The sequence below is a fragment of the Variovorax paradoxus genome, assembly GCF_030815855.1.
Taxonomy (GTDB): Bacteria; Pseudomonadota; Gammaproteobacteria; order Burkholderiales; family Burkholderiaceae_C; genus Variovorax; species Variovorax paradoxus_M.
The window spans coordinates 4698786-4715861 of sequence record NZ_JAUSXG010000001.1 but is presented as its reverse complement, the minus strand read 5'-3'; the positions used below and the strand labels follow the sequence as shown (position 1 = coordinate 4715861).

9 protein-coding genes, 1 tRNA gene and 1 pseudogene are annotated in these 17076 nt (G+C 64.9%); 10 read left to right on the top strand and 1 reads right to left on the bottom strand.

Annotated elements, in window-relative coordinates:
* Window positions 1-281: 281 nt before the first annotated feature.
* The 10 genes and pseudogenes from rpoB to QFZ42_RS22450 form a co-directional block, all read left to right on the top strand.
* The gene (rpoB, locus tag QFZ42_RS22495) at window positions 282-4406 is read left to right on the top strand and encodes a DNA-directed RNA polymerase subunit beta (protein WP_307703092.1); all 4125 of its coding nucleotides are present in this window, start codon (window positions 282-284) and stop codon (window positions 4404-4406) included.
* Window positions 4407-4427: 21 nt separating this feature from the next.
* Window positions 4428-8657: a DNA-directed RNA polymerase subunit beta' gene (rpoC, locus tag QFZ42_RS22490; protein ID WP_307703091.1), complete on the top strand. Its 4230-nt coding sequence runs from the start codon at window positions 4428-4430 to the stop codon at window positions 8655-8657.
* Between the two features lie 99 nt (window positions 8658-8756).
* On the top strand, window positions 8757-9380 hold the full coding sequence (locus tag QFZ42_RS22485) for a lema family protein (protein WP_307703090.1): 624 nt from the start codon (window positions 8757-8759) through the stop codon (window positions 9378-9380).
* Window positions 9381-9507: 127 nt separating this feature from the next.
* Window positions 9508-10836, top strand: a complete 1329-nt coding sequence (gene rsmB, locus QFZ42_RS22480) for a 16S rRNA (cytosine(967)-C(5))-methyltransferase RsmB (protein ID WP_307704290.1) — start codon at window positions 9508-9510, stop codon at window positions 10834-10836.
* A gap of 121 nt (window positions 10837-10957) precedes the next feature.
* Window positions 10958-11464: a DUF4390 domain-containing protein gene (locus tag QFZ42_RS22475; protein WP_373423405.1), complete on the top strand. Its 507-nt coding sequence runs from the start codon at window positions 10958-10960 to the stop codon at window positions 11462-11464.
* Entirely contained in the window at window positions 11461-13791 is a 2331-nt protein-coding gene (locus QFZ42_RS22470; RefSeq protein ID WP_307703088.1) for a sensor histidine kinase, read from the top strand. Before QFZ42_RS22475 ends, QFZ42_RS22470 begins: the two co-directional genes overlap by 4 nt.
* Window positions 13792-13885: 94 nt before the next feature.
* On the top strand, window positions 13886-14587 hold the full coding sequence (locus tag QFZ42_RS22465) for a response regulator (RefSeq protein WP_157611832.1): 702 nt from the start codon (window positions 13886-13888) through the stop codon (window positions 14585-14587).
* An 18-nt stretch (window positions 14588-14605) separates the two neighbouring features.
* Window positions 14606-14681 (top strand) — tRNA-Phe (locus QFZ42_RS22460).
* 172 nt (window positions 14682-14853) lie between these two features.
* Window positions 14854-16269 (top strand): tyrosine-type recombinase/integrase, encoded by a 1416-nt coding sequence (locus tag QFZ42_RS22455; RefSeq protein ID WP_307703087.1) that lies wholly within the window; start codon window positions 14854-14856, stop codon window positions 16267-16269.
* Window positions 16224-16532 (top strand): annotated as a pseudogene (locus QFZ42_RS22450) (hypothetical protein); the annotation flags it as partial. The gene QFZ42_RS22455 and the pseudogene QFZ42_RS22450, both read left to right, overlap by 46 nt.
* On the opposite strand, the gene tnpB reads toward QFZ42_RS22450, so the two are convergent.
* Window positions 16528-17043, bottom strand: a complete 516-nt coding sequence (gene tnpB / locus QFZ42_RS22445) for an IS66 family insertion sequence element accessory protein TnpB (protein WP_444875729.1) — start codon at window positions 17041-17043, stop codon at window positions 16528-16530. The pseudogene QFZ42_RS22450 and the gene tnpB sit on opposite strands and share 5 nt — an antisense overlap.
* Window positions 17044-17076: the final 33 nt, after the last annotated feature.

Below are 17076 nucleotides of genomic sequence, written 5' to 3'. Positions count from 1 at the left end.
GGGCTGGAGGTGCCTGAAAAGGCCCTCCAGCCTTTGCCGCTTTCAGAGCGCACCCAAAAGCCGGCTCGTTGCCGGTTTTCCCGGAGACCCGAAGGGTTCCGGAAAAGCCAAAACGAGTCGGGATTTTTGAGTGTCTTCTGACCCCGACTGCAGAAGATCCCTTGGTTCGGGCGATGTGCAACGCATCGCTGTCCGCCAACGGCTGGTAGTGGCCAGCCGCCAAGCAGCAGTGCCTCGGCATTGCTGACAAGTCGCTGAAGATCTCAAGCTCCGGAGCTCTCATGGCCCAATCGTCCGCGTACAGTTACACCGAACGCAAGCGCATCCGAAAAAGTTTCGGCAATCGCGACAGCGTCGTAGAAATCCCTTACCTGCTGCAGATGCAGAAAGACGCGTACACCGCGTTCCTGCAAGCCGGCATTCCGCCCAAACAACGCACCGTCGAAGGCCTGCAGGCCGCATTCGACGCAGCCTTCCCGATCGTCTCGCACAACGGTTTTGTCGAGATGAAGTTCCTCGAGTACAACCTCGCGAAGCCCGCCTTCGACGTGCGCGAATGCCAGACCCGCGGTCTGACCTTCGCCTCGGCCGTGCGCGCCAAGGTCCAGCTCATCATCTATGACCGCGAGTCGTCGACGTCGCAGTCGAAGGTGGTCAAGGAAGTGAAGGAACAAGAGGTCTACATGGGCGAAGTGCCGCTCATGACCGAAAAGGGTTCGTTCATCATCAACGGCACCGAGCGCGTGATCGTCTCGCAGCTGCACCGTTCGCCGGGCGTGTTCTTCGAGCACGACAAGGGCAAGACGCACAGCTCGGGCAAGCTCCTGTTCTCGGCCCGCGTGATTCCCTACCGCGGTTCGTGGCTCGACTTCGAGTTCGACCCGAAGGACATGCTGTACTTCCGCGTGGACCGTCGCCGCAAGATGCCGGTCACGATCCTGCTGAAGGCCATCGGCCTGAACCCGGAATCGATCCTCGCGAACTTCTTCGTGAACGACAACTTCCGCCTGATGGACAGCGGCGCGCAGATGGAATTCGTTCCCGAGCGCCTGCGCGGCGAAGTCGCGCGCTTCGACATCACCGACAAGTCGGGCAAGGTCGTGGTCGCCAAGGACAAGCGCGTGACCGCGCGCCACACGCGTGAACTCGAGCAGTCGGGCACCACGCACATCAGCGTGCCGGAAGACTTCCTGGTCGGCCGCGTCATTGCGCGCAACATCGTCGACGCCGACTCCGGCGAAATCCTGGCCAAGGCCAACGACGAGCTGACCGAAGCGCTGCTGAAGAAGCTGCGCACGGCCGGCGTGCAGGACATCCAGGTCATCTACACGAACGAACTGGACCAGGGCGCCTACATTTCGCAGACGCTGCGCATCGACGAAACCGTCGACGAGTTCGCCGCACGCGTGGCCATCTACCGCATGATGCGTCCCGGCGAGCCGCCGACGGAAGACGCGGTGCAGGCCCTGTTCCAGCGCCTGTTCTACAACCCGGACACGTACGACCTGTCGCGCGTCGGCCGCATGAAGTTCAACGCCAAGGTCGGCCGCGACGAATCGACCGGCCCGATGGTGCTGACCAACGAAGACATCCTGGCCGTGGTCAAGATTCTCGTGGACTTGCGCAACGGCAACGGCGAAGTCGACGACATCGACCACCTGGGCAACCGCCGCGTGCGTTGCGTCGGCGAACTGGCCGAGAACCAGTACCGCACCGGCCTGGCCCGTATCGAGAAGGCCGTGAAGGAACGCCTGGGCCAAGCGGAGCAAGAGCCGCTGATGCCGCACGACCTGATCAACAGCAAGCCGATCTCGGCCGCGCTGAAGGAATTCTTCGGTGCCTCGCAGCTGTCGCAGTTCATGGACCAGACGAACCCGCTGTCCGAAATCACCCACAAGCGCCGCGTGTCGGCCCTTGGCCCGGGTGGTCTGACGCGTGAACGTGCAGGCTTCGAAGTGCGCGACGTGCACGTGACCCATTACGGCCGCGTCTGCCCGATCGAAACGCCTGAAGGCCCGAACATCGGCCTGATCAACTCGCTGGCCCTGTACGCCCGCCTGAACGAATACGGCTTCATCGAGACGCCGTACCGCCGCGTGGTCGACAGCAAGGTCACGATGGACATCGACTACCTGTCGGCCATCGAAGAAGGCAAGTACGTCATTGCCCAGGCCAATGCGGTCCTGGACAAGGAAGGCAAGCTGACCGGCGACCTGGTCTCCGCGCGTGAAGCCGGCGAATCGATCCTGGTGGGCGCAGAGCGCGTCCAGTACATGGACGTGTCGCCTGCGCAGATCGTGTCGGTGGCCGCTTCGCTCGTGCCGTTCCTCGAGCACGACGATGCGAACCGCGCGCTGATGGGCGCCAACATGCAGCGCCAGGCCGTGCCTGTGCTGCGCCCCGAAAAGCCGATCGTCGGTACCGGCATCGAGCGCGTTTCCGCGGTCGACTCGGGCACCGTGGTCACGGCCACCCGTGGCGGTATCGTCGACTACGTCGATGCGACCCGCATCGTGGTGCGCGTGAACGACGCCGAAGCGGCTGCCGGTGAAGTCGGTGTGGACATCTACAACCTGATCAAGTATCAGCGTTCGAACCAGAACACCAACATCCACCAGCGCCCGATCGTCAAGCGCGGCGACAAGATCGCCAAGGGCGACGTGGTGGCCGACGGCGCATCGACCGACCTCGGCGAACTGGCCCTCGGCCAGAACATGCTGATCGCGTTCATGCCGTGGAACGGCTACAACTTCGAAGACTCGATCCTGATCTCGGAACGCGTCGTCGCGGAAGACCGCTACACCTCGATCCACATCGAGGAACTGGTGGTGATGGCTCGCGACACCAAGCTCGGTGCCGAAGAAATCACGCGCGACATTCCGAACCTGGCCGAGCAGCAGCTCAACCGCCTCGACGAATCCGGCATCATCTATGTCGGCGCCGAAGTGCAGCCGGGCGACACGCTGGTGGGCAAGGTCACGCCGAAGGGCGAGACCACGCTCACGCCTGAAGAGAAGCTGCTTCGCGCCATCTTCGGCGAGAAGGCTTCCGACGTGAAGGACACCTCGCTGCGTGTGGACCAAGGCTCGCAAGGCACCGTGATCGACGTGCAGGTGTTCACCCGCGAAGGCATCACGCGCGACAAGCGCGCCCAGCAGATCATCGACGACGAGCTCAAGCGCTTCCGCCTCGACCTGAATGACCAGCTTCGCATCGTCGAAGCCGACGCGTTCGACCGTATCGAGAAGCTCCTGACCGGCAAGGTCGCCAACGGCGGCCCGAACAAGCTGGCCAAGGGCACCAAGCTCGACAAGGCCTACCTGGCGTCGGTCGAGAAGTTCCATTGGTTCGACATCCGCCCGGCGGACGACGAAGTGGCCACCCAGCTCGAATCGATCAAGAACTCGCTCGAGCAGACGCGCCACAGCTTCGACCTCGCGTTCGAAGAAAAGCGCAAGAAGCTCACGCAGGGCGACGAGCTGCCCGCGGGCGTGCTCAAGATGGTCAAGGTCTACCTGGCCGTCAAGCGCCGCCTGCAACCCGGCGACAAGATGGCCGGCCGCCACGGCAACAAGGGTGTGGTGTCGAAGATCGTTCCGGTCGAAGACATGCCCCACATGGCTGACGGCACGCCGTGCGACATCTGCCTGAACCCGCTGGGCGTGCCTTCGCGGATGAACGTGGGCCAGGTGCTCGAAGTGCACCTGGGCTGGGCCGGCAAGGGCATCGGCCAGCGCATCGGCGACCTGCTGCAGCAAGAGGCCAAGGTGGCCGAGCTGCGCAAGTTCATGGAGCAGCTGTACAACGGCTCGGGCCGCAAGGAAGACCTCAGCAAGCTGAGCGACACCGACGTGCTCGAGATGGCCGCCAACCTGCAGACCGGCGCAACCTTTGCGACCCCGGTGTTCGACGGCGCCTCGGAAGAAGAAATCCGCGGCATGCTGAAGCTCGCCTATCCGGACGACATCGCCAAGCTCAAGGGCCTGACCGATACGCGCACGCAGGCGTACCTGTACGACGGCCGCACCGGCGACCAGTTCGAGCGTCCGGTCACCGTGGGCTACATGCACTTCTTGAAGCTGCACCACTTGGTGGACGACAAGATGCATGCCCGTTCGACCGGCCCGTACTCGCTCGTCACGCAGCAACCGCTGGGCGGCAAGGCGCAATTCGGCGGCCAGCGTTTCGGTGAAATGGAAGTGTGGGCGCTGGAAGCTTATGGCGCCGCCTACGTCCTGCAGGAAATGCTGACCGTGAAGTCCGACGACGTGCAAGGCCGTACCAAGGTGTACGAAAGCATCGTCAAGGGCGAGCACACGATCGAAGCCGGCATGCCGGAATCGTTCAACGTGCTGGTCAAGGAAATTCGTTCGCTGGGGCTCGACATCGAGCTCGAGCGTTCTTAATTTGAAAAGGGAAAGAGTCTTATGAAATCGCTACTCGACCTGTTCAAGCAATTCACGCCCGATGAGCATTTCGATGCCATCAAGATCGGCATGGCTTCGCCCGAGAAGATCCGTTCGTGGTCTTTCGGCGAGGTGAAGAAGCCAGAGACGATCAACTACCGCACGTTCAAGCCCGAGCGCGACGGTCTCTTCTGCGCCAAGATCTTCGGCCCCATCAAGGACTACGAGTGCCTGTGCGGCAAGTACAAGCGCCTGAAGCACCGCGGCGTGATCTGCGAGAAGTGCGGCGTTGAAGTCACGCAGACCAAGGTGCGCCGCGAGCGCATGGGCCACATCGACCTGGCCGCGCCCTGCGCGCACATCTGGTTCCTGAAGTCGCTGCCGTCGCGCCTGGGCCTCGTGCTCGACATGACGCTGCGCGACATCGAACGCGTGCTGTACTTCGAAGCCTACGTGATCACCGATCCCGGCATGACCCCGCTGAAGAAGTTCGGCATCATGTCCGAGGACGACTATGACGCGAAGCGCAAGGAATTCGGCGACGAGTTCGTCGCCAAGATGGGCGCCGAAGGCATCAAGGACCTGCTCGAAGGCATCGAACTCGACAGCGAGATCGAACGCCTGCGCGGCGACCTGACCGGCTCCGAAGTCAAGGTCAAGAAGAACTCCAAGCGCCTCAAGGTGCTGGAAGCCTTCCGCAAGTCGGGCATCAAGCCCCAGTGGATGGTGCTCGAAGTGCTGCCCGTGCTGCCGCCGGACCTGCGTCCGCTGGTGCCGCTGGACGGCGGCCGCTTTGCGACCTCCGACCTGAACGACCTGTACCGCCGCGTCATCAACCGCAACTCGCGCCTGCGCCGCCTGCTGGAGCTGAAGGCTCCGGAAATCATCGCGCGCAACGAGAAGCGGATGCTGCAGGAAGCTGTCGACTCGCTGCTGGACAACGGCCGCCGCGGCAAGGCCATGACGGGCGCCAACAAGCGCGCGCTCAAGTCGCTGGCCGACATGATCAAGGGCAAGAGCGGCCGCTTCCGCCAGAATCTGCTGGGCAAGCGCGTCGACTACTCGGGCCGTTCGGTCATCGTGGTGGGCCCGACGCTCAAGCTGCACCAGTGCGGTCTGCCGAAGCTGATGGCGCTCGAGCTGTTCAAGCCCTTTATCTTCTCGCGCCTCGAAGCCATGGGCATCGCGACCACGATCAAGGCTGCCAAGAAGGAAGTCGAATCCGGCACGCCGGTGGTCTGGGACATCCTGGAAGAAGTGATCAAGGAACACCCGGTCATGCTGAACCGTGCGCCTACGCTGCACCGTTTGGGCATCCAGGCGTTCGAGCCGATCCTGATCGAAGGCAAGGCGATCCAGCTGCACCCGCTGGTTTGCGCGGCCTTCAACGCCGACTTCGACGGCGACCAGATGGCCGTTCACGTGCCGCTGTCGGTGGAAGCGCAGATGGAAGCCCGCACGCTGATGCTGGCCTCCAACAACGTGCTGTTCCCGGCGTCGGGCGAACCGTCGATCGTTCCTTCACAGGACGTGGTGCTGGGTCTGTACTACACGACCCGCGACCGCATCAACGGCAAGGGCGAGGGCCTGATCTTCTCCGACATCGGTGAAGTGCAGCGCGCGCTCGACGCCAACGAAGTCGAGCTGACCGCCAAGGTCGCCGTGCGCATCACGGAGTACACCAAGGACAAGGAAACGGGTGAGTTCACGCCGTCCACGTCGCTGGTGGACACCACCGTGGGCCGTGCACTGCTGTCCGAGATCCTGCCGAAGGGCCTGCCGTTCTCGAACATCAACAAGGCGCTGAAGAAGAAGGAAATTTCCAAGCTCATCAACGTCTCGTTCCGCAAGTGCGGCCTGAAAGAGACCGTCGTGTTCGCCGACAAGCTGCTGCAAAACGGCTTCCGCCTGGCGACCAAGGCCGGTATCTCGATCGCGATCGACGACATGCTGGTGCCCGCCGAGAAGCACGGCATCATCGAGCGTTCGGCCAAGGAAGTGAAGGAGATCGAACAGCAGTACGTCTCCGGTCTCGTGACCTCCGGTGAGCGCTACAACAAGGTGGTGGACATCTGGGGCAAGGCCGGCGACGAAGTGTCGAAGGTCATGATGGCCAAGCTGTCCAAGCAGAAGGTCATCGACCGCCACGGCAAGGAAGTCGAGCAGGAGTCGTTCAACTCCATCTACATGATGGCCGACTCCGGCGCCCGCGGTTCCGCAGCGCAGATTCGCCAGGTGGCCGGTATGCGGGGCCTGATGGCCAAGCCGGACGGCTCGATCATCGAGACGCCCATCACCGCGAACTTCCGCGAAGGCCTGAACGTGCTGGAGTACTTCATCTCCACCCACGGCGCCCGTAAGGGTCTGGCCGACACGGCGCTGAAGACCGCGAACTCGGGTTACCTGACCCGTCGTCTGGTCGACGTGACGCAAGACCTGGTCGTGACCGAGCAGGACTGCGGTACGCACGGCGGCTACCTGATGCGCGCCATCGTCGAAGGCGGTGAAGTGATCGAATCGCTGCGCGACCGTATCCTCGGCCGCTCGGCTGCGGACGACGTGCTGCACCCCGAGAACCGTTCGGTGCTGCTCAAGGCCGGCGAGATGTTCGACGAAGACAACATCGAACAGCTCGAAGCCGAGGGCGTCGACGAAGTCAAGGTCCGCACCGCGCTGACCTGCGAAACCCGCTTCGGCATCTGCGCCACCTGCTACGGCCGCGACCTGGGCCGTGGCGGCCTGATCAACATCGGCGAAGCGGTCGGCGTGATCGCAGCGCAGTCGATCGGCGAACCGGGCACGCAGCTCACGATGCGTACGTTCCACATCGGTGGCGCGGCATCGCGTGCGGCAGTGGCCTCGAGCGTCGAAGCCAAGTCCAACGGAACGATCGGCTTCAACGCCACGATGCGCTACGTGACCAACAGCAAGAACGAACTGGTGGTGATTGCACGTTCGGGCGAGATCGTCATTCATGACGAACACGGCCGCGAGCGCGAGCGCCACAAGGTGCCGTACGGTGCGATCCTGGCGGTCAAGGCCGACCAGCAGATCAAGGCCGGCCACGTGCTTGCCAACTGGGATCCGCTGACGCGCCCCATCATCACCGAGTTCGCCGGCAAGACGCAGTTCGAAAACGTCGAGGAAGGCCTCACGGTTGCGAAGCAGGTGGACGAAGTGACCGGTCTGTCGACCCTGGTCGTGATCGACCCGAAGCGCCGCGGCGCCGCCAAGGTCGTGCGTCCGCAGGTGAAGCTCATCGACGCCTCCGGCGCCGAAGTGAAGATCCCGGGCACCGACCACTCGGTGACGATCGGTTTCCCGATCGGCTCGCTGGTGCAGATCCGCGACGGCCAGGACGTGGGCCCCGGCGAAGTGCTGGCGCGTATTCCGGTCGAAGGCCAGAAGACCCGCGACATCACCGGCGGTCTGCCGCGCGTGGCCGAGCTGTTCGAAGCCCGTTCGCCGAAGGACAAGGGCATGCTGGCCGAAATGACCGGTACCGTGTCGTTCGGTAAAGAGACGAAGGGCAAGATTCGCCTGCAGATCACCGATCCGGAAGGCGGCGTCTACGAAGACCTCGTGCCGAAGGAAAAGAACATCCTGGTGCACGAAGGCCAGGTGGTGAACAAGGGCGAAAGCGTGGTCGACGGTCCGGCGGACCCGCAGGACATCCTGCGCCTGCTCGGTTCGGAAGAACTCGCGCGCTACATCGTGGACGAAGTGCAGGACGTGTACCGCTTGCAAGGTGTGAAGATCAACGACAAGCACATCGAGGTGATCGTTCGCCAGATGCTGCGCCGCGTCGTGGTCGACAACATCGGCGAGACGAACTACATCTCCGGTGAACAGGTCGAACGCAGCGAAATGCTCAACACCAACGACGCCCTGCGCGCCGAAGGCAAGATCCCCGCGACGTTCACCAACCTGCTGCTGGGTATCACGAAGGCATCGCTCTCGACCGACTCGTTCATCTCGGCGGCTTCGTTCCAGGAAACGACGCGCGTGCTGACCGAAGCCGCGATCATGGGCAAGCGCGACGAGCTGCGCGGCCTGAAGGAAAACGTCATCGTCGGCCGCCTGATTCCCGCGGGCACCGGCATGGCGTACCACCAGGCGCGCAAGGTCAAGGACCAGATGGACGAGGCCGAGCGCCGCGCCATCGCCGAATCGGAAGCTGCAGAGCTGGCCGGTTCGACCAGCGATGTCGACAGCACGGCCGACGCCAGCGAAGGCGCCGCGTCCGAATAACTGGTTAGCATCACCGGTCATGACCGGTATCCAGACGCCCCCCGACCGCCCCCGGTTGGGGGGCGTTTTTCTTTGTGTTTTTACGAGGCCTTTTCGTCGATGAGCGTATTGCCCGATTCGCTGGCCGGCTGGATCGTCGTCGCGGTGCTGTTGTTCTGGTTCGTGGGGGCCTACAACAGGCTCGTGCGCTCGCGCGCGGCCGTGCTCCAGGCTTACGCCACGCTCGATGCGGCGCTGCGCAAGCAACTCGACTTCGTTCAGGCCAGCATCACCGCCGCGCCGCCGCAGAAGGATGCACCGTCACCCAGCCTGTCTTCGTCCGTGGCGCCGCTGCAGGCTGCCACCACCCAGCTCGCCACCGTGCTCGGCGCGACGCGGCTGCATCCGCTCGATCCGGGCGCCATGGCGGCGCTGGCCACCGCGCTGCAGGTGCTGGTCAACGCGTGGCAGCGGCAGCATCCGGATGCGGTCACGGTCTTCGATGCGGACGGTACGCTCTCGCGGCCCGTGCCGCTTCAGTCGACCGGGTCCGGCTCCGGTGCCGATGCGGCATTGCCCGGCGCGTTCGAACCCATGGCGTGGCCCGAACCTTCGGCCTCGGCGGAAATTGCGCGCAGCCAGTTCAATGCGGCGGTAGGGCAGTACAACGCCGCGATCGTCCAGTTCCCGGCGCTGCTGGTGGCATGGTTGGTGCGTTTGCGTCCCGCCGCGCCCCTGCTCTGAGTGCTTGGCGTCCAAAGTCGCATCTTTTTCTTCATCTTGTGCGGCGCTGCGCGTCATGCCGGCCCATTACCATCGTCTCAACTTGCCAGAACTAACTTCCGATCCCGCAGGCGGCACCGCTCCGCATCTGCAACCCCCTCTGTGGCGCCAACTGCAACTGACTGCGGCGGCGCTCGCGTCCATTCGCGCCGGCAGCTCGGGCACCGTCGCGTTCGAATCCGTGGAGCCCGCCATGCGCCCCGGCGTGCAGGCGCTCGGCTTTCAGGTGCTGCGCTGGCTCGGCCGGGCAGAGGCGCTGCGCCGCCACCTGGCCAAGCGCACGCCGCCGCCGCTGCCCGATGCCTTGCTGTGCACCGCGCTCGCGCTGGCCTGGGATGCGGAGCACGCGCCCTACGAGCCCTTCACGCTGGTCGACCAGACCGTCGAGGCTGCGAAGCGCAATCCGGCCACGCGCGCGCAGGCCAGCTTCATCAACGCCTGCCTGCGGCGATTTCTGCGCGAGCGCGACGAGCTCGTGGCCGCGACCGACCATGAGCCGGTGGCGCAGTGGAATCATCCGCGGTGGTGGATCGAGCGTCTCAAGCGCGATCATCCACGCGATTGGCAGCGCGTGCTCGCCGCGGACAACGCACAGCCGCCGATGACGCTGCGCGTCAATCTTCAAAAGACCACCGTGCCTTCTTACCAGCTGGCGCTCGAGGCCGCAGGCCTGGAGGCGGTTCGCGTGGGGGCTTCCGGGTTGCAGCTGACGCGCGCGCGTCCGGTGCAGCAGCTGCCCGGCTTTGCCGACGGCGAGTGCTCGGTGCAGGATGCCGCCGCGCAGCTGGCGGCGCCGCTGCTGCTCGACGGCCTGCTCCCCACGGACGGCGCCGCGCCGCTGCGCGTGCTCGATGCCTGCGCAGCCCCCGGCGGCAAGACCGCCCACCTGTTGGAAATGGCCAAGCCCGGAGCCATCGATGTGACGGCCCTGGAAGTCGACGCCGTTCGCAGCCGCCGCATCGATGAGACCCTGGCCCGGCTCGGGCTGACCGCTAAAGTAGTAGTGGCCGATGCCGCGCGCCCCTCCGCGTGGTGGGACGGCACGCCCTTCGATGCCATCCTGCTCGATGCGCCCTGCACGGCCTCGGGCATTGTCCGGCGCCACCCCGACGTACGCTGGCTGCGGCGCGAGAGCGACACGGCCCAGCTCGCAGTGCAACAGGCGGCGCTGCTGGCGGCGCTCTGGCCGCTGGTCCGGCCCGGTGGCCGCATGCTCTATTGCACCTGTTCGGTGTTCCGCGAAGAGGGCGCGCAACAAATCGATGCGTTTCTTGCGCACAACACCAACGCCCGATTGAAGGCGTCGCCAGGCCATTTGCTTCCCCAAAGCGGGGCGAATGCCCGCGCCGTCCCGGACAATCCCTCAGGTGATCACGACGGCTTCTTCTACGCGCTGCTTGAAAAACGTCCCCGCTAGATCTTCGGGATGGCGCGGCTTGGCGCCCTTGGCCGCACTGCTGCTCGCCTGCGTGCTGTTGCTGAGCTGGCTGCCCCTCGGCGCGGCAGCGCAAGGGCGTACCGGCCCCTCGGTCACCCAGATGCGCCTGGAGCAGGGCGACGACGGCGTCTATCTCACTGCGGCCGTGCAGTTCGAACTGCCGTCGCTGGTCGAGGAGGTGCTCGACAAGGGCATTGCCATCTACTTCGTGGCCGAGGCCGAGGTGTTTCAGGAGCGCTGGTACTGGACCGATCGCAAGGTGGCGCAGGTCACGCGCCACATGCGGCTTGCCTACCAGCCCCTGACGCGGCGGTGGCGGCTCAACGTTTCCCCCGTGCCGATCACCGGCGCCGCCGGCTTTGGCGTTTCGCTGAATCAGAACTTCGACAGCCTGTCTGACGCGATGGAGGCCGTCAAGCGCATCGGCCGGCTGCGGCTGGGCGACGCGGCCGACATCGGCGACGAGTCGCAGCACCAAGTCATCTTCCGCTTCCGGCTCGACACCTCGCAACTGCCGCGCCCGTTCCAGATCGGCGTGGTCGGGCAGGCCGACTGGAACATCGTCGCCGAGCGCAGCGCCAAGCTGCCGCTGGAGAAACAGCGGTGAGCAACAAACCGCGCAGCGGCGCAGCGGCCACACCCGCCGCTCGCCGCTCGCGCGCGGTCCGCTGGGCCGTGAGCGTCGGCGCCGCGCTGGTCACCGCCATCGGCCTGGTGCTGATGTTCCTGCTGGCCCAAGCCACCAACAACCGCGCGCTGTACGAACGCTACTACGTGCGGCTTTTCGGCATCAACGTGGTCGTGGCGGTGCTGCTGGTGCTGGTCATCGGCTGGGTCGCCTTCCGCCTGCTGCGGCGGCTGCGCCAGGGCAAGTTCGGCAGCCGCCTGCTCATCAAGCTGGCCGCCATCTTCGCGCTCGTGGGCGTGGTGCCGGGCGCGCTCGTCTACGTGGTGTCCTACCAGTTCGTCGCGCGTTCGATCGAGAGCTGGTTCGACGTCAAGGTCGAGGGCGCGCTCGATGCCGGCCTGAACCTGGGCCGCGCCACGCTCGACTCGCTGTCGGACGACCTCGCCGCCAAGACGCGCGCGGCCAGCGCCCAGCTGGCCCAGGTGCCCGATGCGAGCGCGGGCCTTGCCCTCGAGCGCATTCGCGAGCAGCTCCAGGCCAGCGACGTGGTGCTTTGGACCGGTACCGGCCAGCTCATCGCAGGCGCGGGCGCCTCGCGCTTTCAGCTCAACCCCGAGCGGCCGACGATCCAGCAGCTGCGGCAGGTGCGCGCCGACCGCGCCATCGCCCACATCGAAGGCCTCGACGAAACAGCGGCGCCGGGTGCCAGCCTGCCGCCCGCCACGGTGCGCGCCATCGCCATGGTGCAGCGCCCGGGCTTCGACTTCGACACCGCGCCGCGGTTTCTCCAGGTCACGCAGCCGCTGCCGCCCGCCGTGGTTGCCAATGCGCTCGCCGTGCAAGAAGCCAACCGCGAGTACCAGGAGCGCGCCTTGGCCCGCGAGGGCTTGCGGCGGATGTACATCGGCACCCTGACGCTGAGCCTCTTCCTTGCCGTGTTCGGCGCCGTGCTGCTGGCGGTGCTGTTCGGCAACCAGCTGGCGCGGCCGCTGCTCGTGCTGGCGGAGGGCGTGCGCCAGGTGGCCGCAGGCGACCTGCGGCCGACTGCCGTGCTGCAAGGCAAGGACGAGCTCGGCGGCCTGACCCGCTCCTTTGCCGTCATGACCCAGCAGTTGGCAGATGCCCGCGGCGCGGTCGAAAAAACCATGGGCCAGCTCGATGCCGCCCGTGCCAATCTGCAGACCATTCTGGACAACCTGACCTCGGGCGTGATCGTGCTCGACGCCAAGGGCACCATTCTTTCCACCAACCCCGGCGCCACGCGTGTGCTGCGTGCGCCCCTGGCCGCCTACGAGGGGCAGCCGCTCGCACTGGTGCCCGGCCTGGCCGACTTCGGCAATAACGTGCAGCAGCAGTTCGACGAGTTCCAGGTCGAGCGCGTGCAGCATGGCCTCGACCACTGGCAGCATGCCTTCGAACTGCACGCCACCGGCAACGACCTGCCGCACCAGGGCAGTGCCATCAACATCGTCGCGCGCGGCGCGGAGCTGCCGGGCGCCGCGCGGCTGCTGGTGTTCGACGACATCTCCGAAATCGTGTCGGCCCAGCGAGCACAGGCCTGGGGCGAGGTCGCGCGCCGCCTGGCCCACGAAATCAAGAATCCGCTGACCCCGATCCAGCTCTCGGCCGAGCGGCTCGAGATGAAACTCTCCGGCAAGGTCGCGCCGCCAGAGCAGGCCGTGCTCGTCAAGTCGGTCAAGACCATCGTCGACCAGGTCGATGCGATGAAGCGGCTGGTCAATGAATTCCGCGACTACGCCCGCCTGCCCGCGGCCGACCTCAAGCCCGTCGACCTCAATGCGCTGCTGACCGACGTGCTCCAGCTCTACAGCGCCGAGAGCGCGCCCATCGCGCTGCGCTCGGAACTGGACGAGCGCTGCCCGCCGATTCGCGGCGATGCGCAGCAGATCCGGCAGGTCATCCACAACCTGCTGCAGAACGCCCAGGATGCCGCCGAGGCCGCCGCCACCAGCACCGGCCGCGCCGGCGAGGTGGTCATCCGCACCCGCCTCGGCGATTCGGGCCAGCGCGTGCGCCTGACCGTGCAGGACAGTGGCCCGGGCTTTGCCGAGAACATCCTCAAGCGAGCCTTCGAGCCCTACGTCACCACGAAAACAAAAGGTACCGGTTTGGGGCTCGCCGTCGTCAAGAAGATCGCCGACGAACACGGCGCGCGCATCGAGCTTTCCAACCGCGTTGTCGATGGGGCTGTAGCCGGCGCGCAAGTCTCGCTATCATTCGCGCTGGCAGGCGAATCGCAAACAGCGGTCGCTCACACCGAAGATCCGAAGTCTTCCGCCGCCTGAGCGCGAAAGAAACCCATCGCGTGCAGACGATGGGGCGGCTGGCGGACCCCCTACACACCATTGCAGATACCGGCGCATACAACAAGCAGCACTCATGGCAAACATTCTCGTGGTCGATGACGAGCTGGGCATTAGGGACCTGCTCTTCGAAATTCTCAATGACGAAGGCCACAACGTGGAGCTCGCGGAAAACGCCGCCGAAGCACGCGCAGCCCGGCAACGCGCACGTCCCGACCTCGTGCTGCTCGACATCTGGATGCCCGACACCGATGGCGTCACGCTGCTCAAGGAATGGTCCACCGCCGGCCTGCTCAGCATGCCCGTCATCATGATGAGCGGCCACGCCACCATCGACACCGCCGTCGACGCCACCCGCATCGGCGCCTTTGCGTTCCTCGAAAAGCCCATCACGCTGCAGAAGCTGCTCAAGGCCGTGGAGCAGGGCCTCGCCCGCGAAAGCGCCAGGCGGGCGGCCGCGGGCGTCGTGCCTCCGGCCACGGGCGTCAACCCGGCGGCCGCCATCACCACCACCGGCGACAGCCTGCTGCTGGCCTCGCTGGCTTCCGTGCCGGTGCCCGATGCCGGCCCGCAATCGACCCAGAGCTTCGACCTGGACCGCCCACTGCGCGACGCGCGCGACGGCTTCGAGAAGGCCTACTTCGAGTTCCATCTCGCCATGGAAAACGGTTCGATGACCCGTGTGGCCGAGAAAACCGGGCTGGAGCGGACCCATCTTTATCGCAAGCTCAAACAACTTGGCGTCGACCTTTCGAGAGGCCGCAGAAGCGCTGTATAATTTGAGGCTGCACACCAAGGCCCGGTAGCTCAGTTGGTAGAGCAGCGGATTGAAAATCCGCGTGTCGGTGGTTCGATTCCGCCCCAGGCCACCATTTTTCTTTCTCGGTAGATCCCAAGACAGCTCAAAAGCCCTTGTACATCAAGGACTTAGCCTCAAAAAGGCGGCTCAGGCGGCATCACCGAATCCCACAAAGTCCCGTTCTTGCGCGTACCCCACGGTGTACCCCAGACTGCTTTTCAATCGCAGTCGATTTTGGGTACACCATGGGGCAACTCAACGAGCTTCAGATCAAGGCGGCAGTGCCGCGGGACAAGGAATATTTGCTGGCGGACGGTGACGGTCTGTACCTTCGCGTGCGCCCGACCGGCAAGGCGTGGGTTTATCGCTACAAGCGGCATGGCAAGGAGGCCAAGCTCAGCATCGGGCACTACCCGGTCGTGACGCTTGCCGCCGCGCGCAGGAAGGCGCGCGCCGAAGCCGAGAAGCGCGCCGAGGGCGTCGATCCACGGGAGGCGCGGCGGGTGGAGGAAGAACGCGATCGCGTTGCGCGCCTCAATACCTTTGAACGGACCGCCCGCGCATGGCATGCGCAGGCGCGGAAGGATCGCGAATGGTCCGCCGGCTATGCCGAGAAGGTGATGCGTCACCTGGAGCTGCACATCTTCCCGTGGATCGGTGCGCTGGCCATGGAGGCCATCTTGCCGACCGAGGTGGTCCGATGCCTTCACCGCATCAAGGAGCGCGGCAACCTGGAGACGGCGCAGCGCGTGCGTGAGGCGGTGCAGCACGTGTTCCAGTACGCCGTCGATGTGGGCGCGCTGGAGCCGGCCAGGAACTTCGTGAACAGCCGCACGGCCGGTCTGCCGCCACCTCGCACGCGCCACTATGCAGCCATCACGGACCCGCAGAAGCTCGGCCAGTTGCTTCGAGACATGCGTGCCTACAACGGCAACGTGATCACACGGGCGGCCTTGCAGCTCTCGCCCTTGCTGTTCCAGCGGCCAGGTCAGTTGCGGTTGGCGCACTGGGAAGATGTGGATCTCGATCAGGCGCTGTGGCGTTGCCCACCCGAGAAGATGAAGCTGCGGGAGTGGAAGAAGCGCGACGTACGCACGCCGGCTCACCTCGTGCCGCTGCCGAAGCAGGCGGTTGAGATCCTGCGTGACATCCTTCCGTTGACCGGTCCCAGTGGGCCGATCTTCCGCAGCATGTCGAAGCGTTCCGAGAAGACGCGCTACATGAGCGACAACACCATCAACAGTGCGTTGCGCACGCTGGGCTATGACACGAAGGAACAGATCACAGGCCACGGGTTCCGCGCCACCGCCCGGACCCTGATTCGCGAGCTGCTGGGGGCGGATCGTGAGGTGATCGAGCGGCATCTGGCACATGGCTCCGATGAGGAACTGGGTAGCGCCTATGACCGCGCCACTTTCCTACATCAGCGGCGCAAGATGATCCAGTTGTGGGCGGATCTGCTGGATGACCTGGCCGCGAACAAGGCGTTGGCGATGCCTTCTTGCACGGGGTTCGCGACAGCAACGAGGAGCGGGATGAGCGTGGAGGCTGGCCCTCTTGCCGGCGCGTTGCCCATCTTGATGTCCGATTCTGAGAGCAGTGTTGACGCCTTGCAATGGCACAACCTCGCCGAATCTCGATCGGAGGGCATCAAGTCATGAGGGGAGCGGCTCCTTCTTCCAAGGCAAGCGCTGCGACCTTGCCGAGCGGGTATGCCGATGTCCATGGGGCATCGTCGAGTTGCTCGATGCTGCAAGGCACGCAGCTGCTCGGAGCGTCAATTCTTTGTGGCGGCAAGCTACAGGGAGGTCGGTCGTCGCATCGTCGAGTCCGAGTAGAAAGGCAGGCGGCGAGGGGCTATGGCGAGCAACTCATCGTTCGGCTTTCATTGGACCTGACGGGACAATTTGGTCGAGGGTTCAGCCGTCAGAACTTGCAGCAGATGCGCTCGTTCTTCCTTGCTTGGCCGATTCGCCAGACAGCGTCTGGCGAATCGAAGTTTCGTGCCCGAGCGGGATCGAACCCACACCGGCATACGCCAGTCGATGCCTTCCAACAGCAATCGAGAGTTGGGCCCGCGTGAGCGAGACGCTGCCGGACCTGGCCTGCGGCCAGACGAAGCGGCTGTGCTCGAGGCGCTTGGCCAGCGGCATCAGTCGCTGGCCGTCGAACCACAGCACCCTTAGGATGTCGCCGCGCTTGCCGCGGAAGACATGGCCGCAGAACGGATTGGCCGCGAGCGTCGTCTGGGCCATGGCAGCCAAACCGCCGAAGCCCTTCCTCATGTCGGTGTGGCCGGCCACGATCCACACACGCGCGTTCGACAGGAATCGCGGGCATGTCAAAAATCCGCATGGATATTGGATTCTTTGGGCTGGAAGAAAAAAGATACCGCCATAAGTACCGATAAATTTCAATGCACGGCTTGGATCCATCGTGCCCCAGCCGCGATCCCTCCGCATAGAGCG

Coding starts and splice junctions, on each gene's coding strand:
- rpoB (WP_307703092.1), top strand. CDS start 282: ATGGCCCAATCGTCCGCGTACAGTTACACCGAACGCAAGCGCATCCGA.
- rpoC (WP_307703091.1), top strand. CDS start 4,428: ATGAAATCGCTACTCGACCTGTTCAAGCAATTCACGCCCGATGAGCAT.
- QFZ42_RS22485 (WP_307703090.1), top strand. CDS start 8,757: ATGAGCGTATTGCCCGATTCGCTGGCCGGCTGGATCGTCGTCGCGGTG.
- QFZ42_RS22475 (WP_373423405.1), top strand. CDS start 10,958: ATGCGCCTGGAGCAGGGCGACGACGGCGTCTATCTCACTGCGGCCGTG.
- QFZ42_RS22465 (WP_157611832.1), top strand. CDS start 13,886: ATGGCAAACATTCTCGTGGTCGATGACGAGCTGGGCATTAGGGACCTG.
- QFZ42_RS22455 (WP_307703087.1), top strand. CDS start 14,854: ATGGGGCAACTCAACGAGCTTCAGATCAAGGCGGCAGTGCCGCGGGAC.
- tnpB (WP_444875729.1), bottom strand. CDS start 17,043: ATGGATCCAAGCCGTGCATTGAAATTTATCGGTACTTATGGCGGTATC.